This window comes from Vibrio sp. CB1-14 (assembly GCF_040412085.2).
Classification (GTDB): Bacteria; Pseudomonadota; Gammaproteobacteria; order Enterobacterales; family Vibrionaceae; genus Vibrio; species Vibrio chaetopteri.
This window is the reverse complement of sequence record NZ_CP115920.1, coordinates 1,418,492-1,437,907: the sequence shown is the minus strand read 5'-3', so window position 1 is coordinate 1,437,907 and position 19,416 is coordinate 1,418,492. Positions and strand designations below refer to the sequence as shown.

Below are 19,416 nucleotides of genomic sequence, written 5' to 3'. Positions count from 1 at the left end.
ATGCAGAATTTGAAATACTCGTACATCGCTAGACAACCTATCTTGGATAGCGAACAAAAAACTGTTGGCTATGAGCTGCTATTTCGGGACGGTCCTAACAATACCTTTCCAGATATTGACCCAGAACTGGCCACCAACCGACTTCTCTCCGAGCATTTCTTGGCAACACATTACAGTACGATAGGCGATAAACTGGGTTTCGTGAACTTCCCTTACCAAAGCTTGGTGAACTTAGTCCCGACCCTATTCCCTAAAGAAAATCTGGTTATCGAAATCTTAGAAAGTTGTGAGCCGACTGCTGAGCTGCTTGCTGCGATTAAGAAAATGTCCCAAGCGGGTTACACCATCGCCCTTGATGATTTTGTTCCACGCAAAGAGTGGCTACCTTTCTTGCCGTATACATCGATTATCAAAATTGATATTCGCCAGTACTCGTTGAAAAAGGCTCAAGCACTTATCGAAAGACTGCGACCTCACAATATTACTTTCCTGGCTGAGAAAGTGGAAACCTACGAAGAGTTTGAGCTTGCCAAGCAAGTCGGCTTTGATCAGTTTCAAGGCTATTTCTTTAGTCGTCCGCAGTTGATTCGCCGTAAGCAAATCAAACCTTCTTTCCTGACGGTCGTTCAGCTTTGTAAAGAGATAGCTAACCAAGACATCAACTACGATGAGCTAGAACGACTCATTTCTCTTGATGTCACCTTGTCGTACAAGCTACTAACGTTTGTGAATGCCTCGTATCTGATCCGCTCAGAAATCAAATCGTTCAAGCAAGCCTTAGTTTACCTAGGTGAAGAGCGTCTTAGAAAATTCATCTCCTTGGTGGCGATTACGTCAACCCAAGACGACAAGCCAGATAGCCTGTATAGCCTATCAATTCAACGCGCTCGTTTCTGTGAGCTGCTGCTTAGCGACATGAATACTAATCTCGACGAAGGCCTTGGCTTTCTCACTGGTATGTTCTCATTGTTAGACTCGCTGTTTGACCAGCCTTTAGAAGAGTTGGTAGAAAAAATGCCTATCGACCATATGGTTAAATCAGCGTTGGTGACGAAACAAGGCACACTTGGCAACATTCTGTCCTTGGTCAAAGCGTACGAGAATGCCGATTGGATGACGGTGATAGCTTATCGCGACAAACTAGAAGTCAGTGACGAAAAGCTCGCGAAGCATTATGATGACGCTATTAAATGGACTGAAGACCTACTGGCAATTGAGTCCGAGTACCACGTTCACGTTTGAACGTTAAACACCAAATCAAAGATTAATCATGAAACCATGCTACTGCGGCAGTAATCAAAGCTACGAAACATGCTGCCACCCCATCCACCAAGATGTCACCCTAGCGAAACAGCCTGAGCAGCTGATGCGCGCGCGCTATAGCGCCCACTTAACCAAGGATGTTGACTTTGTTGTCGCGACCTATCATCCAAGTTGTCATGCAGAGAATGAGCGAGAAGCAATCGCTGACTCTATAAACAGTGATTGGCTCAAGCTTGAAGTCATTGGCAGCGAGAGTGGCAACCATGAAAACGAAGGCTATGTAAGCTTTCGCGCTTTTCTTAAAGACAACGGTTATGAGTACTGCTTGGCAGAGCGTTCGCGCTTTCTATTCGAACAAGGCCAGTGGTTTTACGTCGATGGTGAAATCGATGACAGCATTCCACCTAAACCGCTAACCGTTGAATCGGTGAAAGTAGGTCGCAATGACCCTTGCCCGTGTGGCAGCGGTAAAAAGCACAAAAAATGCTGCGGCTAATGAGCCCGAATAGATAAAGAGTTCTATAATAAACAGGCTCTATAAAAACGAAAAGGTCGCATTATGCGACCTTTTTCTATGGTTAGCGATTTAGCGATGGTACGCTTTGAACTGATTGGTCAAAGGGTCATACTGGTAACCGAGCATATCCAATTTACCTACCACGCCTTCTACGTCCATTTCATACATGCTCACCAACTCATCAAACGAGTCGCACTCTAAGCGCAATTTTTCGTTGACGATACCAAGCAAGATAATACTGTCAAAACCGCTCACATTACTTAGATCCATAACCGCACTCCATAAAAAAGCTTGCCCTTAAAGACTAGCTGTTTATTACGGAATAGAAAGTGACTTGGTTTACAGATCAAGCAAGCCAATAAAGCTGCAACAGCCCAATGTTGGTCACCAAAAGGCTCAAAAACGCGACGGCAAGCTGACCTTTCGCTGGTGCTCGGTGACGAATAATGTGCCAGCTCCAAATCACGATGCCAGCCATTAGCATAAGCAAAGAGATAATCACCGCTGGAGTATAGTTAGCAACAACCTCAGGCTCCCACTGATAAGCATTAAACACAAAACTCAATGCCAATAGCATCGCAAACACAACGCCTGACACCGGTAAGATGCGATGAAAGGCCTGAAGTCGTGTCTTAGCCATTGTCAGCAGTAAATGGGCAAACGCCGCACCTAGCAATAATCCTGCACTGGCAAGCGACATAGATTGAGCGAGATTTGGCTGCTGAGCGATCAAAATCACTGAGAAGGTCATCCCCATACCGTTAGCAAGATGCAGAGCCCAGAAAGGCCCTTTCTCTCGGGTTTTACCTGTTTGAACTTTGGAATAGAAATAGAACAGCGCAAACACCACTAAAAAAGCTTCAATCTTCAAAGAAGCGATGGCAAGCCAAAGTATGCCTATAGCTGGCAATAACTTGTGAATACGGCCTCTTTGTCCGGGGCAAATGTCGCCCTTTGCTAAAATAAGAGTTAGTACGAGCATCGCAACGGAAAGTGCCGGCGCAAGTAATGTCAAAACAGCAGTAATCATGGGTATGAGTTCAAAGCAAAAATCATTGGCGCTGATGATATATCAGCTTGAGGACGAATACCATTGACTCGTCATACAGCAAAATAACCACACTTTGTTTGGGCTTTGAAGTCACTGGGATTGAAGTATATAATGCCCGCCTTCAAAACTAGAGGTTAAAATATGCACAACGACATCACCCCAATCCATGAGCACAAAAAATACTGGGCGGAATGCTTTGGTATTGCTCCTTTTTTGCCCACCAGCAGAAAAGAGATGAACGCCCTTGGATGGGACAGCTGTGACATCATTATTGTCACGGGGGATGCGTATGTTGATCATCCTAGTTTTGGTATGGCTATCATTGGTCGCCTGCTTGAAGCACAAGGCTTCCGCGTTGGTATTATTGCTCAGCCAGATTGGAGCAATAAGAATGACTTCATGAGCCTAGGTAAGCCGAATCTCTTCTTCGGTATCACTGCTGGCAACATGGACTCAATGATCAACCGTTACACCGCGGATAAAAAACTGCGCCACGACGATGCTTACACACCAAACAACGAAGGTGGTAAACGACCAGACCGCGCAACACTGGTGTATTCTCAGCGCTGCCGAGAAGCCTACAAAGAAACTCCTATCGTACTGGGTGGTATTGAAGCCAGCTTGCGCCGTATTGCTCACTACGACTATTGGTCAGATAAAGTTCGTCGCTCAGTGCTATTTGACGCCAAAGCCGACATTCTACTGTTTGGTAACGCAGAACGTGCACTGGTAGAAGTTGCGCACCGACTAGCTGATGGTGAAAGCGTGGCTGACATGACCAATATTCGCGGCACAGCAGTGAATTTGGCGGTTGAACCAGAGCAATACACCATCATTGACTCATCGCGTATTGAAAAGCCGGGTAAAGCATTCGTGCCACAAAACCCATATCAGGTGGAATCAAACTGCGACACCAACAAATCAGAGACTGAAGCTGAAGCTGAAGCGAAACCGATTACCATTCGCCCATCTCGTCATGATGCAGTCTCGACGGCTGTGCGCTTGCCACCCTTCGAGAAGCTCAACAATGACCGTATCCTTTACGCTCATGCCAGCCGTGTGATGCACCTTGAGACCAACCCATATTCGGGTCGTGCGCTGATTCAGCGCCATGGCAACCGCGAGCTCTGGGTAAACCAAGCACCGATTCCGCTCACCACAGAGGAGATGGACTACGTGTTTGGCCTGCCATATGCGCGTGTACCTCACCCTAAATACGGTAAAGCCAAGATCCCTGCCTACGACATGATCAAAACCTCGGTTAATATTATGCGTGGCTGTTTTGGAGGTTGCTCGTTCTGCTCGATCACTGAACACGAAGGACGAATTATTCAAAACCGCTCTCAAGAATCAATCATTGGGGAACTAGAAGAGATCCGCGACAAAGTACCGGGTTTTACTGGTACCATCTCTGATTTGGGCGGCCCAACAGCCAACATGTATCGCTTAGGCTGCTCTGATCCAAAAGCGGAAGCAAACTGTCGACGTCCTTCTTGCGTGTTCCCAGGCATCTGTAACAAGCTCAACACGGATCATAAACACACTATCGACCTATACCGCGCAGCGCGTAAAGTTGATGGAGTGAAAAAGGTCATGATCGCCTCTGGTGTTCGTTATGACTTGGCCATTGAATCCCCAGAGTACGTTCGTGAACTCGTGACACACCACGTAGGTGGCTACCTAAAGATCGCACCAGAGCATACGGAAAAAGGCCCGTTGGATCTGATGATGAAACCAGGTATGGGTACCTATGACCGCTTCAAAGAGATGTTTGAAAAATACAGCGCTGAAGCAGGTAAGAAACAGTACTTGATCCCATACTTCATCTCGGCACACCCAGGCACAGAAGACGAAGACATGCTTAACCTGGCACTGTGGCTGAAAAAGAACAACTTTGAATGTGACCAAGTTCAGAACTTCTATCCGTCGCCAATGTGTAATGCAACATCCATGTATTACTCAGAAACGAACCCGCTGAAACGCGTCAAATACAAAAAACGTGAAGACTTGCCAGTGGCGAAGGGCGAACGTCAGCGTCGCTTGCACAAAGCCTTGCTACGTTATCACGATCCAGACAACTGGCCGCAGATCCGTGAAGCCTTAGTCAGCATGGGTAAGCAATATCTAATTGGCGACAAACCAAGCTGCCTAGTACCTGCTGAAGATATCGACTCACGTACGCCAGCACAGCGCCGTAAATCCGGCCGTCATGGTGCCAATCGATTTGCTACCAAGCACACGAAGGGACAACCGGACATCCGAACGGATGGTCAGCGACGTAAGAAGCCGGGTCAACGCCCAGCAGCTGGTCAGAATCAAGGTCATGGCACTCAAGGTAATGGTGCTCAAGGCCCTGGTAAGCAAGGCAACGGTAAACCAAACAGCAAACCAAATGGTCAACAAAGATCAGGTGGCAAGCCTGCAGGTAAACCAAACGGTAAAGGCGCTCCTAAACGCCGAGCTCGCGCTTAACGCCATCGATTCCAACATTTAGCGAATCGTAGCTTCATGAAAGAGAGTCACTTGTGGCTCTCTTTTTGTTTACCCGCTCTTAACCCCATCTCAGTGCAAATTCTCAATCTGATTTTGATTGTCAAAATGAAAAAACACCATTACCACTTCAAGATCAAAACGTAACCAACTGTATTTATTATATTTAAATTTGGGCACGGCTGTTGCAATACAGAGGTATCAATAGAACTTCTGAGGCAGGGTTATGGCACATTATCTAATTACAATTCCTAAAGCGACCAACAAAGCAGTCGAAATTACTAACACGGCCAATGATGGCGAACTGGATAGCGCGACCATTTGGGAGCTTGGCCATAAAACCGTGATTTGTTGGGGTGACCCTGCCAGCGCTGCCAGCGATGCTGATATTATCGCCGATGTGAGCTTAAACCGCAGTCAGTCTTATTGGGGTCGAAGTTGGATTGTAGTCGATAGCAATGAGCAAACCGTACAAGCATGCACAGATCGTCTTGGCATCTTCCCTGTTTGGATTGGCGAACATCAACACAACACCGCGGTTTATACCAGTCGTCAAGCGCTGAGCACCTTTACACATCACCAACCGAAAACGTCTAGCGCTCAACGCACTTTGGTAGCGTTCGGCCAGTTGTTTGATGAGCAGACATTGTGGAATGAGATCCGCTGCCTCAATGGGCGTACAACAGTCACTATCGATTCTGAGCGCACTAACATCCAATCTCATCAAGACATCCCGATTTTAGATAACGACATCACCCGTTTTGACGATGCGTTGGAGGCTTTTGTCGAAGCCGTTCGCGAAGCGTTTAACTACGGCAGTGAGCCAATGGTGTCATTAAGTGGCGGGCTTGACTCTCGCTTGATTCTTTCCGCAGCCACAGCGCTTGGCAAAAAACCAACCACGCTAACCTACGGCTCACCTCTCTCTAGTGACCATCAAATTGCCAAAAACCTTGCCGAGTGCGCAGGGCTTCGTTTGATTACTGGAAACGAGTTCGCGACGCCAACTGACCCTAGCAACATTCAACGTGTCGCGGATCTAGGAAATGGAGAAGTCCCTCTCCATCATGCTCATTCGATTCTTGATTCCTCACTTTTAGCACAAACCTCTGGACGCATGCTTCTCACCGGCACCGGTGCTGAAGTGGCAAGAGCGTTTTACTACGACCGGGGTTTTCCAGGTTTCAGTATCTTTGGTCAAGGCATGGTAGGTCACACGTCGCTGATGGAGCGAGCGAAGCGTTACATTCGAGAAGAGTATTCGAAATCAGCCACACCGTTCTTCAACTATGCACCACAATACAAAGAAACCATGCTCAATGACCTAAATAGAATCATTGAACGCCACGCCCATGATTTCGATACGGCAGCACGTTTTTTGGACAATTTCTATCTACAAAATCGAGTGGTTCGCTTTGTCGCCTGCGGCCAGCAAATGTTAGATTCGCACTACCTTCGCAGCCATCCATTTCTCAACAAAGATGCTCTGTATCAAATTGCTCACTTGCCAGTGCGCTATAAGCTCGCGAGTCGGTTCCATCGAAAAGCGATACAGAAACTATCTCCAAAACTTGCCAATATTCGCTGGGACAAAACAGATCAGCCGCTTAGCCACGGATTACCACTCAGCTACCGCTACCCTGCATTGACGAGCCGACTAGGCATTGAAAACTGGGGCAAAAACAGCACGCCGATGTACAACTATAGCGAGCTAGCAAAGCACTTGTCTCGCGGTACCATCGAGCGCAGCTTGCGACAGATGAACTGCCTGAGCAACATCAATGATGATCAGTCATGGCAATGCGTTCAGCAGCATTTACCGACTCTAGGCTTTAGCGCGGTTTGGTCGCAATCGAAGCCGCTAACTGCTATTCAGTCCATCACTGGCGCATAGGAGAGAGCAATGAAAACCTTAGGTTACGTACTCAGTGATTTCCCTGTTCTATCAGAAACCTTCGTCGGCACAGAGATACGTGCGATGGAAGCTCTGGGATATCAGGTGAAGCCCTTTGCCTTCAATATCCATCAAGATGGTGGTCAGCCTGTTGATAGGCCGCTGCTTGATAAGGCTATTGCTCTTTCTAGCGTTAGCAATTTTTCGGCACTCGCCATTTGGCTTCGCAACCCACTTAGAAGCGTCAAAGCACTGTCCTTCATTCTTCGTCAAAACGGCCTTCCAAAGAAGTCATTGATCCGCAGTGCAGGACAGCTAGCACGAGTGGCACTGGACAATGAATGTAACCACCTGCACGCGCATTTTGCTCTGCATACCGCAGCGACGGCGATTGCGGCCAGTCAGCTTTCAGGTTGCCAGGTCTCTTTTGTCGGTCACGGTTACGATGTTTATGCGCGCCCGACCGATTTGGCTCTCAAGCTCGAGTCTTCCAGCTTTTCAGTCTGCGTTTGTGAAGATATGTGTGACCAGTTTCTAAAGCTTGCACCTAACCACCCAGTTCATTTGGTTGAATGTGGGATCGAACTTAGCCGCTATCCATTTCATCCTCGTCAACATCACAATGGGCGTTTACTTTTTGTCGGCCGCCTAACCGAGAAAAAAGGGCTGATTGATCTTCTTCAAGCCATGTCGCTACTTCCGGATGATGAACGTCCGATGTTGGATCTTGTGGGGGATGGTGAACAGAAGTCCCTGCTTGTCGCGCTAGCCCATCAGTTGGGCATTGCTGAGCAAGTACACTTTCTTGGTAGCCGTCCTTCCGAATGGATTATTGATAACGCCGCACACTACTTAGCACTTTGCACCCCTTTTTGTGAAGCTCGTGACGGCGATAGAGACACAGGACCAGTCGTGGTAAAAGAAGCGATGGCACTCGGACTGCCGGTGATTTGCAGTAACTTCATGGGCTGCAAAGAGATGATCGTTGAAGGTACCGGACTCTTAGTACCACCAAAAGACCCACAAAGTTTGGCAGCCGCCATCGTCAAAACGTATTCACTGACCACTTCGCAGCGAATGAGCCAACTAGACAAGGCGCGAACTCGTGTGACTCGACTTTATAGTGCTCGCAACTCAGCGAAAAAACTGGCCACCGCTATTGAAAGCAACTACCAGTTACAAGGAGCCACGCTATGAGCCGCGCTATCCAACAGTCGCTCTACTACGCCGCAGGGCTAGTTTTGATGAAAGGCGTATCGTTTATCATGCTGCCGATTGTTGCAGGTGCGCTGTCTACCACGGACTACGGTCAGCTTGATCTATGGCTGTCCATATTAAACGTTGGTGGCATTATTCTTGGTTTTGGTTTGATAGAAGCGCTGTACAAGCAAGCAGGAGAGGCAAAAGGCAACGCGTTTGACACGTTAAACAGCACCGCCACGATTCAACAGCTCACTATCGCAGTCATGGCGCTCATCGCTGCCGTACCAATTGGTCTTTTTGTGCTGTCCACATGGACACAAATCAGCAGCACAGATTTTATTTTGGTCACGTTGACCCTCATTATCAGCAGTGCCATCAACATGCCGCTAACATGGCTAAGATTAGTCGACAATGCTCGCTTGTTCTTTTTGCTAACAAGTAGCAAAGCTATGATTCAAGCCGTTTTAACCTTTGCTTTCTTACATTACGGTTTAGGATTGACTGGCGTGTTGCTCTCCGGTCTACTCTCGTCTCTGTACTTAGCAACCCTTCTATTAGTCAAACAATGGTGTTCACTTTCATTTAGCTGGGACGCTCACGTCGCAAAGCAAATGAGGCACTATGGGCTACCTCTTATCTTCTCTGGATCGCTATTATTTGTCGCAGCAGGTGCTGAACGCTGGATCTTAGCAGCGACGGTGGGGTTAGAATCATTGGCTCAATACGCTATCGCGATGCAATTTGCCCTTATTGTTGCCTTTCTGTGCGAACCCCTAACCCTATGGTGGTTTCCAAAACGCTTTCAAATACTTAATGAAGATAACGGCAAAGTCAAAACAGTCCAAATCGCTGAAACCCTTTGCCACACCACCATTTGGTTCGCGATGAGTATTGCTCTGTTCGCACCGGTTATTATTGAAAACTGGTTTCCAGCACGCTATCACGAAGCATCACAATGGATCCCGTGGCTAGCGCTAGGCATCGCATTTAAGCAAATTTCCCATACCTTGACCACAGGTTGCTACATTGATAAACAGCCGAAAATTGTTCTAAAAATCAACACTATTATGGCAGTAGCAGCACTCACTGTGTTTACCTTGTCAAGTTGGCTATTTGGAATACAAGGCGTTGTGTTTGCCTTTGTCGTGCTCTATGCGCTTCGTGCCTATCTCTTTGACCGCGCCAGCCAAAAGCGCCTGGTGCTGAATCATCACTACATACAACTTGCTACTCACTTAGCTTGGGCAACAGGTTTTATCGCTCTCAACCAATTCTCACCAATCTATCTGGTAGCAGGCTGGCTAGTACAAACGGCTCTATTCAGCTTTTGGCTGATGCAGAACTGGCGACCTAAAGCAAAACCAGCCGACAACTCAATCCGCACTGATACGTTCGCTAAACGTTTATAAGGAATTCCAACATGACTTCACATTCAACTCCTATCGTCAGTATTGTCATTCCAAACTTCAACTGTTTGGCGTACCTTCCTCAGTGTTTACAAAGCATTGAGCAGCAGACTTATACCCATTACGAAATCCTGTTCGTTGACGATGGTTCCACGGACGGTTCGCGTGAGTACTTAACTGAGTTAAGTAAGACCCATCCACATATCTCACTCATTCTAAGTGAGCGTGGAGGGCCTGGCGCCGCTCGCAATCTTGGCGTAGCGCAAGCCAAAGGTGAGTGGATAGCATTTTTAGATGCTGATGATTTGTGGACACACAGTAAACTCGCCGAACAGGTGGCTTTTATGAGTGAGCACCCAAATTGCGTACTCAGCTTTACCAATTACGAGCATATCAATGAAGCTAACGAGTTTATCATTCCGTGCTTTCAATACTGGCCCGAGTTTCAACGCCACATTGAATCGCAATCTGCCACTACCGGCTATCAAATGCTAAACCATGCAACCGCGATGCTTTTTAAAGAGAATATTGTCGGCACTTCTTCGGTCATGTGTCGACGTGATGCTTACCTTCAAGTACAAGGGTTTGACTGTGAATTGCCAAGTGCCAGTGATTGGGATCTGTGGTTAAAGCTCAGTGAAGCTGGCGACGTGTCGTTTACCAACGAAATTCGTATGCACTACCTGATGCGCCAAGGCAGCGTCTCTTCCAATGTGCCAAAACGCATTGAGGCGATGAAGACGATTGCTCAGCGTCACGTCAGCTTTGCTCAAGCTCAGTGCTCTAAAGCAAAGCGCTTTGTTGATGAGCGTTTGATGGACGCCTATTGTGAGTATGCTTCGCAGCACAAAGGTTATTTCCATCGCACAGCAAAACATGTGCAAACTTTCATCACCTACCCTAGCGTTCGCCGCTTCAAGGCTATGGTGAAAACGGCCATCATCTATTAAATGAATCTTGCTCTGCCGCTTAGCCTGCCCTGCCAACGGCCTGAGTGGTAGAGCAAGCTAAACATACTTGTGGCTGTAATCAACTCACTTCTTTAACGCATTCCGCTAAATTTCTCTCACTTCTCACCCTGCAATTTCGATTTTCAATTTGAGAATCACGAGTTCAATTTGATAAACACACACCAGAACACACCTAAGCCATTGAATGTAAACAGCTAAATAATTGGCACACTCCATGCAATCTAATCAGTGTAGAAACAATTTGGCCATTCAGGACGAGGACAAGACCATGGAACTACTAAAAGCAGAAACCAACACTCAAACCCTTCAAGTAAAAGTTTTAGGCGATTTTGATGCTCGAGGCAGCCGATCGGCTCAAGCTCAAATTGATGACATCATTCACAATGATGGACACCAAGAAGTGGAAATCGACCTAGAACAAGTGCGCTTTATGGATTCTTCTGGCATCGGTGCTATTGTTTATTTGTATAAGCGACTCGTTGAACGTGAACGAAAAATGCGTCTGGAAAATGTCACAGGACAGCCCCTGCAAATCATAAAGTTACTTCGAATTGGTCAGGCGATTCCAGTCAATACTCACGCCAGCAACGAGTACTTATAGCCTCAAAATATTAGACTAAAAAGTTGGCAAAATAGGTGGTCACTACATGGAAGTAAACACGGGTATTAAACAAGCATTAACCTGTATTTTGGCAAGTCTTCTGGTTGCATGTACCAGTTATCCTGATGATGGAACCGGAGGCATTGCTGAACAATATGTAGGATCCGACTTTTCACCTGTCATGCCTGATGAACCACTCGGTCCGGAGCATGGGCTACGCTTCGATTGGAAACTGACCAAACTCCACTTAGATTCTCTCATCCAAGAAGGCGCTCAATGGTGCTTTCCTGCCGCAGTATTGCAAGCTCAGGAGAAGCAAAACCGTATCGCACGAGAGCTTGAGGGCGGTCTATGGATTGACGCCGCCAACGACATCGTTATTCAGCGAAAAAAATTGAACGACCTAGAGCTACGACTAGACTACGTATTAAGTCAAGCAACCTGCGCACCACCAGCGAAAGGAGCGGCATTTGATGACCAAATGTCGGTGGTAAGACGCATATACAACCTTTTAAACGTCGACAACCAGTTTGCCTATGACTCGATTGAAGTTAACCCTAAATATATGGGTCACTTAGCAGAGGCAGCTAACATTTTAAAACAGTATCCGAACATTCGACTGTCGGTCACAGGCCACGCCGATGCGACCGGGACTAAAGAATACAACGAGCGAATCGCCAAAGGACGTGCGCAACAAGTAAAACGTTACCTTACTATCTTTGGATTAGCGCCTAATCGAATCGATACACATTCTTTAGGTGAAGAGCTGCCCTTGTATCAAGGAAACACACCGGGCGTCATGCTCACCAACCGACGCGTAAGCGTTGATGTCATTGCTGATAACTATAACGCTACAGAAAGTTATAGCACAACAGAAAGTAGCCGTACTGGAAATGGAGCTGCTAACAAAGGAGCACAATGATGAAGCTTCTCAATACCCTAGCAACACTGCTATTGGCAATGATCGTCGTTGTGCTCAGCCCTGCTGCACTCGCCGACGAAAAAAATGTTCAAGTTGGCGACCTTATCCAAGTTGATCTACCCGGAGAGTCGAGCCTTAACCGAGCATTTCAAGTCGACAAACGCGGTCGTATCAATCTTCCTGAAGTCGGGCGAGTCTTCGTCGCCGGATTTGATGAAACCCAGCTTGAGTCTGTCGTAGTTGATGCCCTTGGCACGATCTTTCGCGATACCAGCAACGTCAAAGTGTTCATCGCCCAGCGTCAGATCCTGATTTCCGTACAGGGTTATGTTGAGGCGCCCGGGGAGTACACCATCCCTTACAACTCAAACGTACAAATGGCTCTGCAAGCCGCTGGCGGCCTGAGAGCCGGGGCGCAGCTCAATAAAATGATTCACCGCCGCGGCGCAGATCGCATTGAGTTTGATTACAAACAGTTCCTTGATACTGGTGATGACAGCGACCTACCCGCACTGGAGTCCTTAGATATCCTTTTTGTCCCTGCTTCACCGCTTGTTGGTAATGTTGAGCAAGAGTTTGACGCAGCAAAGCTCGCCGACTCTGGAGACAGTGCAGACTCACGTCAAGCGATCAAGGTGTTTGGTGAGGTCAACGCACCGGGCTCTTTTTCTTACAAAGCCAATACCGATCTTGTCGATGTACTCATGCGTGCAGGCGGTGTCACACGTTATGCCAGCGTCGAGCAAATTCGAGTTATCAGCAATAACTCCCCTATTCTTTTCAACTTAAAACGCTACTTAGACAGTGGTGACACCTCACTACTCCCGCCATTGCAGCCAGGCGCAACCATCTTTGTACCTAAGCAGGAAGAGGAAATTAAATCCGGCTCGAACACCGTTTATGTCATGGGTGAAGTTGCAGCACCAGGTGCGTTCGAGGGTAAGCCCGGCGCGACATTTATGGATATTCTGGCCAATGCCGGCGGCCCAACGCGTTTTGCAGAATCTCGTCAAATGCGTGTGATTAAATCTGACGGTTCAATTATACCTTTTGATCTGACAGCTTACACCGAAGGTCTAAGCACTGCTCAAGCGCCCCTTATTGAAGCTGGTGATGCGATTTTTGTACCAGAGAAAACAGATATCAATGAAAAGTCATGGTTAAAAATCTCACCTGACCGCGCTGTTAATGTCATTGGCGAAGTAGTAAGACCCGGTCGCATCGAATGGTCAGATGAAATGGATCTGATGGATTTGTTGGCACACGTTGGAGGTCCGAAAGGGCGAGCAGACACCTCTAAAATCGAAGTGGCAAACGGCGGAAAAACCGTTGTGTTTAACCTCGATGAGTTTATTAAAAAAGGCGCTCCACAATCTGAGCTGCCTTTTATTGGCGCGGGCGCGGTAGTAAGGGTACACGATCTTCCGCAAGACCCTTCTGACAACAAAGCTCAGTGGGTAAGACAAAGCTCTGACGCCTCCATCTACGTATTTGGTCAAGTCAATGCGCCTGGCCGCTATCGCTTTACCAATGAGATGCATTTCCTCGATATTCTCTCAGCTGCAGATGGACCAACCAAAGACGCCGACATTCACAACATTCGTGTGACACATCGCGACAAGCCTTATGCAAAAGTAAGTAGGCTCAATTTGTCGACTTACTTTGAAACAGGTGATGAGTCCATTTTACCGCTAGTGAAACCGGGTGACACCATCTATGTCCCGGAGAAAAACAAGAACTGGCTTGATAAACCGAAAGAAAAAACGGTTCGAGTACTTGGTGCAGTGAAAAGCCCAGGCCGTTATGTGTTTAATGACAACATGACAATTTTAGATATCTTAGCCGAAGCTGGCGGGCCGGATGAGCGTGCTTATGTCAGTAAAATCAGCATCGTCAATATGTCGTGCTGCCAAGGGCAAGCTCGCTCATTTGATTTAGTTGAGTTTAGTAAAACAGCAGACATTCGAATGCTACCTGTACTTCGCGCTGGCGATACCGTTTATGTACCCGATCGCCGCAACAGCTTTGCTGAGCAAGCACGCCTAGGTCTCACCGATATTTTCCGAATCGTTTCGACAATTGCTATTATCGGAGCCCTGTGATGACGATACCTGCCACTCATGCTGAGATTGAAGAGCTGTATCTAAATGCCGAGTTAAAGCAGTGCCGCTCTATTTGCCTGACCGCTTGTAATAGTGGAGAAGGTACGACAACACTAGCAAAAGCGCTAACCGAACGTTATCTGCTGGCTGGCTACAAAACACTGCTCGTCGATTTAAATGTGTTTCGACCTAGTTTAGTACCACTCGATTTTAATATACCTTCGGAAAACAGTGATACCTCTAGTCAATTACTTCAGGAGCAAAACAGTGACTCCTCGTCTCCCAAAGTATTTTTGGGTGTCAGTGTACCAAGCGACCCGAAAACACGTTTGCAGTTTAAAGACCCAATTCAGCTTCGCAAGCAAACAGAGCGTTGGTTGGAAGAATATGACCGCGTCGTGTTTGATACTTCCCCCATTCTCAACGTTAATCAAAACAATATACCGGCTCAAGTCGTAGCCAATGCCTGCGACGGCACCTATTTAGTGGTACTAAGCGGCGTCACTATGACCAATCAGGTGACTGAAGCGACACAAATATTAAATGACGCCACGTCAGTTCAACTGCTGGGTTCCGTGCTCAACTATCGAGATCAACCTTCTCTTGCCAGTGAGATTTGTAGAGAAATCGATCGCTTGAGCTGGCTACCCAATCGTGTAACCAACTGGATGAAAACCAAAGTTCGTAATAACCGCTTCCTATCTCAATCGATTTGAGCACTCATTTTGAGAAACTCCTGGTCAAATTGTTATTATTCAGTACCTTAACAGACGATACTTTGTTGCAATTTGACAATATGTACTATCATTAAAAGAACAGCGCCTAATCAAACAAAGGATTGTAAGTATGACACCCAAGGTACTCTTGGTAGAGGACTCGTCTTCTCTCGCCGTTCTCTACAAACAATACTTAAAGAATGAACCTTTCGACTTACTTCATGCCGCAACAGGCGGTGAAGCAAAGCGCATACTTGAACGTACGATCCCTTCTCTTATCATCCTCGATCTTCAGCTACCCGATATGCAAGGGGACGAGATTTTGGAGTGGCTTGAAGAGAAGAATATTAGCATTCCCGTTGTGGTCGTTACCGCGCACGGTAGCGTAGACACGGCAGTGAAGTTAATTCAAAAAGGCGCGAAAGATTTCCTAGAGAAACCCATCCGCGCTGACAGACTCAAAACCTCGATCCAGATCCACCTTAAGCAAGCTGAGCTTGAAACCATGCTGGATGATATTCAGCAAAAAATGGATCGCGAACGCTTCCACGATTTTATTGGTGCCAGTATCCCAATGCAGGGGGTATATAAAATCATTGATGCGGTCTCCGACACTAACGCCAGTGTATTTATCATTGGTGAAAGTGGCACAGGTAAGGAGGTTTGCGCCAATGCCATTCACAATGAAAGTAACCGCAAAGACAAGGCATTTGTTGCTATCAACTGCGGTGCTATTCCCAAAGATCTGATGGAAAGCGAAGTGTTTGGTCATGTTAAAGGCGCCTTTACTGGTGCAGCAACTGACCGTAAAGGCGCCGCCTCGCTCGCTGACGGTGGCACTTTATTCTTGGATGAGCTTTGTGAAATGGATTTAGAAATGCAGAAAAAACTGCTGCGCTTTCTACAAACAGGCACTTTCACACCTCTGGGAGCGACCAAAGAGCACAAAGTAGATGTCCGCATTATCTGCGCGACCAATCGTGACCCACTTTTAGAGGTTCAAGAAGGCCGCTTTAGAGAAGATCTTTACTATCGCGTCCACGTTGTTCCCATCCATATGCCGCCACTTCGAGAGCGTGACCGTGACATCGTCACGCTAGCCGAACATTTCCTACGTATCTATTCTAAGCAAGATGGACGCAAGTTTGAAACCATAGCGAAGGAAGCACAGCGCTATCTGAAACGCTATACTTGGCCGGGCAACGTGCGTCAGCTGCAAAATATTATCCGTAATATTGTGGTGCTTAATGATGAAAAGTCTCTCGGAGTATCACATCTACCACCCGAAGTCATGGCTTCAACTGCAACTAAACCATCGGCCTCGCACGCACCCAATAGCCGACTTTCTGTCGTACAGCAGACCAGCCCAGCGCCTAGCCCGATAGTAGAAGCAGCTCCTGAAATGGCCTCTACTTCTATGTCAATGGAGAGCGCAGTTAGTAACACCCCGCCAAATGCAGAACTAAGCAACGCTCAGGGGGTGACCATTCGTCCGATGTGGCAAATAGAGCGTGAGACCATTCAGCAAGCCATTGACTACTGCGATGGTAATGTACTCAATGCAGCGGTGTTACTAGAACTCAGCCCTTCCACCGTATATCGTAAAAAACAAGCATGGGAAGCCGAAGACAGTGCCTCTTAATCCGGTGATTTGGTTACTGCTCGATAGCCGCTCATTTGGCGGCATAGAGACTCATGTCTTGGAGCTCGCCAAGGGACTGCTCGCCCATAACTACCAGGTAAAAGTGGTATTTTCCAACGAATACCACCCAGTTCCTCCGCTAGAAACGGCGCTAAACCAGAGTTCAATTCCTACCATGACCCTGAGCCGTGAGTATCCCAACACTCACCCTCTGTTGCGTCTGAAAGAGGCCATTTCTAGCGCTGAGCAGCACAATCAACGCCCAGCGGTCATTCATACGCATGGTTATAAAGGCAGCCTTTTAGCGAGAGTCACTCGCCTTATTGGCTATACCAACTCAATTCGTATTGTTTCAAGCTTTCACGCTGGAGAAACCCCAAAAGGTCGCGTCAAACTTTATGATGCTCTCGATAGATTCAGTGCTTTCCTCAGCGAACAACGTATCTGCGTTAGTCGTACTATTCAATCGAAGCTTCCTTACAGAAGCATACTAGTAAAAAACTTTGTTCCCAAAGCGCCGCTTGTGTCACTTGCGTCGCGCAGTGTCGCATTTGTCGGCAGGCTAAGTGAAGAAAAAGGTCCGGATACCTTTATTGAAATGGCCACACACTTTCCAAGCCAGGATTTTCATATCTATGGTTCAGGACCGATGGAAACGCTATTAAAAGAGATTGCTCCGCCAAACGTGCAGTTTCACGGGCACCAATCCAATATGAATGAGGTTTGGCAAAGCGTCGACCTTCTTCTGATCACGTCTCGCTATGAAGGGTTACCGATGGCAGCACTAGAAGCCATGTCTAGAGGAATACCAGTGATAAGTTTCGAGCTTGGTGAGCTCCCTAGTGTTATTGATACTGGTAGCAATGGCTGGATTACCTCATCTCCCGAAGATATGAGAGCCACACTAAACACTTGGTTTTCACTTTCAGACGCAAAACGCTCGCAAATCAAGTATCACGCCCAGCAAACCATTGAACTCAATTACTCTACCGATGTAGTAATACCGACGATGCTCGGGGTGTATGGGCTCAAAGCGTAAATCTCACCACTCAATTTGATTCCCAAAATGAGAAACACTCTGTTTCTTTAATTAGAACTTATTCCACTCCCTCCAGAAATCCCACTACACAAGGCCTGCGGTGCATTCCGATGTTTGGCACTCTATTTGCCTAGTTAGTAGCTAACAACTGACACAATGCTAGGTAACTATGACTCAATCAACCGCCACACCTTCAACCGACCATGCTAAACACAGCAAACACATTGTGCTGAGTTTGGTTTTGTGTGGTTTGGTTGGGGCAGCGTGGGTGTTGGCACCACATCCTGTGATTGGCCTAGTGGTCGCGCTGTTACCGATTGGAATCTTGGTGGTACTTAGTCAAACATTTTGGCTAGTGACTTTGTTTATCGTGTTTTCGTTTTTCCGCATTCATGAAGTATTCCCAGTACTATACCCTCTTAAGATTCCATTGATGTTGTCTGCTGGAGCACTAGCCGCACTCATCTGGCATACAGTATTTAGCCAAAAACTAAGACTCTATTGGCATCCCACCTACTTTTGGTTGCTGGTATTTTGGGGGCTCGTGATCATAGGAATCCCTTTTGCGTCAAACAAAGGCGTGGCCATCTCAATGTTCACCGGCAACTATGTAAAAATCATCATTATGACGCTTGCGGTATCTTGGCTAATCACGTCATCAAAAGAACTGTCGCGATTCTCTTTCGCCATTGTTATTGCAGGGCTCATTGTCGGCTGTAAAGCGCTATCCAACTCGATAAACGGTATAGGTCTGGTTGAAGGCTCACGAGTCACAATCGGACGCAGCTTTGGCTCTATGCTTGGCGACCCGAATGATTTAGCACTCGTGTTAATGTTCCCATTGGCCTTTACCGTTGCCACCGCCACTACCCGAGGCGTCGGCATACCGATGAGATTGCTCGCAGCCACCACTTCCATCGTTCTATTTTTCGCAGTTCTTGCCACCCAAAGTCGAGGCGGCCTGCTTGGCTCGCTCGCTGTATTCGGCGTGTTCGGTTGGCGATTTATCCAATCGAAAGTGCTGTTCTGTTCGCTGGGCTTTTTTGGCGCGGTGATACTCTATGCTGTTGCCGGTATTTCAAGCCGCTCCTCAGGGGGCGCTGCCGAGTCGGGTATCGACGAGTCAGCTATGGGGCGCGTCTATGCTTGGGAAGCGGCATTTAAAATGGCCGTCGATAATCCCCTTCTCGGGGTTGGCTTAGACAACTTCTACTACAACTACTTCTTTTATAGTCCTCATTGGGATGGACTCAACCACGCCGTGCACAGTACCTGGTTCGGCGTACTCGCAGAGTCTGGCTTTCTCGGCCTAACGGTCTTTTTACTGTTTATTACCAGTTTGATTAAGTGCGCTAGGCAAACTCTTAGAAACCTTGATAGTGGTGAAAATATCCCTCCTTACCTTCATTCAATGGCCATGGCCGTTTACAGCGGGCTTGTTGGCACTTTTGTATCCGGAACCTTCTTAACACAAGGGTTCGTATGGCCGATTTATATTCTCGCTGCACTCACCATAGCCGTCTCACAAATCGCTTCTCAATTTGAGAAAAGCCAAACCTCTGACTCAGAACAAAAGTAATCATCTGTTTTTATTACAAA

16 protein-coding genes are annotated in these 19,416 nt (G+C 47.2%); 14 read left to right on the top strand and 2 right to left on the bottom strand.

Annotation, left to right across the window (positions count from 1 at the left end):
• The first annotated feature begins 9 nt into the window (after positions 1-9).
• Both PG915_RS06490 and PG915_RS06485 read left to right on the top strand, forming a co-directional pair.
• Positions 10-1,242: an EAL and HDOD domain-containing protein gene (locus tag PG915_RS06490; RefSeq protein WP_353498673.1), complete on the top strand. Its 1,233-nt coding sequence runs from the start codon at positions 10-12 to the stop codon at positions 1,240-1,242.
• Positions 1,243-1,270: 28 nt separating this feature from the next.
• Positions 1,271-1,759 carry a YchJ family metal-binding protein gene (locus PG915_RS06485; RefSeq protein ID WP_353498380.1) on the top strand — a complete coding sequence of 163 codons (489 nt, stop codon included), beginning with the start codon at positions 1,271-1,273 and terminating at the stop codon, positions 1,757-1,759.
• Positions 1,760-1,849: 90 nt separating this feature from the next.
• Here the strand turns inward: PG915_RS06485 and PG915_RS06480 are convergent, their stop codons facing one another.
• Both PG915_RS06480 and PG915_RS06475 read right to left on the bottom strand, forming a co-directional pair.
• On the bottom strand, positions 1,850-2,050 hold the full coding sequence (locus tag PG915_RS06480) for a DUF4250 domain-containing protein (protein WP_353498379.1): 201 nt from the start codon (positions 2,048-2,050) through the stop codon (positions 1,850-1,852).
• A 76-nt stretch (positions 2,051-2,126) separates the two neighbouring features.
• Positions 2,127-2,810, bottom strand: a complete 684-nt coding sequence (locus tag PG915_RS06475; RefSeq protein ID WP_353498378.1) for a hypothetical protein — start codon at positions 2,808-2,810, stop codon at positions 2,127-2,129.
• Positions 2,811-2,972: 162 nt separating this feature from the next.
• On the opposite strand from PG915_RS06475, the gene PG915_RS06470 reads away from it, so the two are divergent.
• From PG915_RS06470 to PG915_RS06415, 12 genes are all read left to right on the top strand, one after another.
• The gene (locus tag PG915_RS06470) at positions 2,973-5,303 is read left to right on the top strand and encodes a YgiQ family radical SAM protein (protein WP_353498377.1); all 2,331 of its coding nucleotides are present in this window, start codon (positions 2,973-2,975) and stop codon (positions 5,301-5,303) included.
• Positions 5,304-5,547: 244 nt separating this feature from the next.
• Positions 5,548-7,215, top strand: a complete 1,668-nt coding sequence (locus PG915_RS06465) for an asparagine synthase-related protein (protein WP_353498376.1) — start codon at positions 5,548-5,550, stop codon at positions 7,213-7,215.
• A 9-nt stretch (positions 7,216-7,224) separates the two neighbouring features.
• Complete coding sequence (locus PG915_RS06460; protein WP_353498375.1) at positions 7,225-8,412, top strand: glycosyltransferase; 1,188 nt, start codon at positions 7,225-7,227, stop codon at positions 8,410-8,412.
• Complete coding sequence (locus tag PG915_RS06455; protein WP_353498374.1) at positions 8,409-9,827, top strand: lipopolysaccharide biosynthesis protein; 1,419 nt, start codon at positions 8,409-8,411, stop codon at positions 9,825-9,827. Before PG915_RS06460 ends, PG915_RS06455 begins: the two co-directional genes overlap by 4 nt.
• Before the next feature lie 11 nt (positions 9,828-9,838).
• Entirely contained in the window at positions 9,839-10,774 is a 936-nt protein-coding gene (locus PG915_RS06450; protein ID WP_353498373.1) for a glycosyltransferase family 2 protein, read from the top strand.
• A 289-nt stretch (positions 10,775-11,063) separates the two neighbouring features.
• Entirely contained in the window at positions 11,064-11,396 is a 333-nt protein-coding gene (locus PG915_RS06445) for an STAS domain-containing protein (RefSeq protein ID WP_353498372.1), read from the top strand.
• 46 nt (positions 11,397-11,442) lie between these two features.
• On the top strand, positions 11,443-12,318 hold the full coding sequence (locus tag PG915_RS06440; protein WP_353498371.1) for an OmpA family protein: 876 nt from the start codon (positions 11,443-11,445) through the stop codon (positions 12,316-12,318).
• 38 nt (positions 12,319-12,356) lie between these two features.
• Entirely contained in the window at positions 12,357-14,420 is a 2,064-nt protein-coding gene (locus PG915_RS06435) for an SLBB domain-containing protein (protein WP_418642289.1), read from the top strand.
• Complete coding sequence (locus PG915_RS06430; RefSeq protein WP_353498369.1) at positions 14,420-15,136, top strand: chromosome partitioning protein ParA; 717 nt, start codon at positions 14,420-14,422, stop codon at positions 15,134-15,136. Before PG915_RS06435 ends, PG915_RS06430 begins: the two co-directional genes overlap by 1 nt.
• A 130-nt stretch (positions 15,137-15,266) precedes the next feature.
• Entirely contained in the window at positions 15,267-16,778 is a 1,512-nt protein-coding gene (locus PG915_RS06425; protein ID WP_353498368.1) for a sigma-54-dependent transcriptional regulator, read from the top strand.
• Entirely contained in the window at positions 16,768-17,817 is a 1,050-nt protein-coding gene (locus PG915_RS06420; RefSeq protein WP_353498367.1) for a glycosyltransferase family 4 protein, read from the top strand. The genes PG915_RS06425 and PG915_RS06420 overlap by 11 nt, the downstream gene beginning before the upstream one ends.
• Before the next feature lie 169 nt (positions 17,818-17,986).
• Positions 17,987-19,396, top strand: coding sequence for an O-antigen ligase family protein (locus tag PG915_RS06415; RefSeq protein ID WP_353498366.1), 1,410 nt, complete (start codon positions 17,987-17,989; stop codon positions 19,394-19,396).
• The last annotated feature ends 20 nt before the right edge of the window (positions 19,397-19,416 follow it).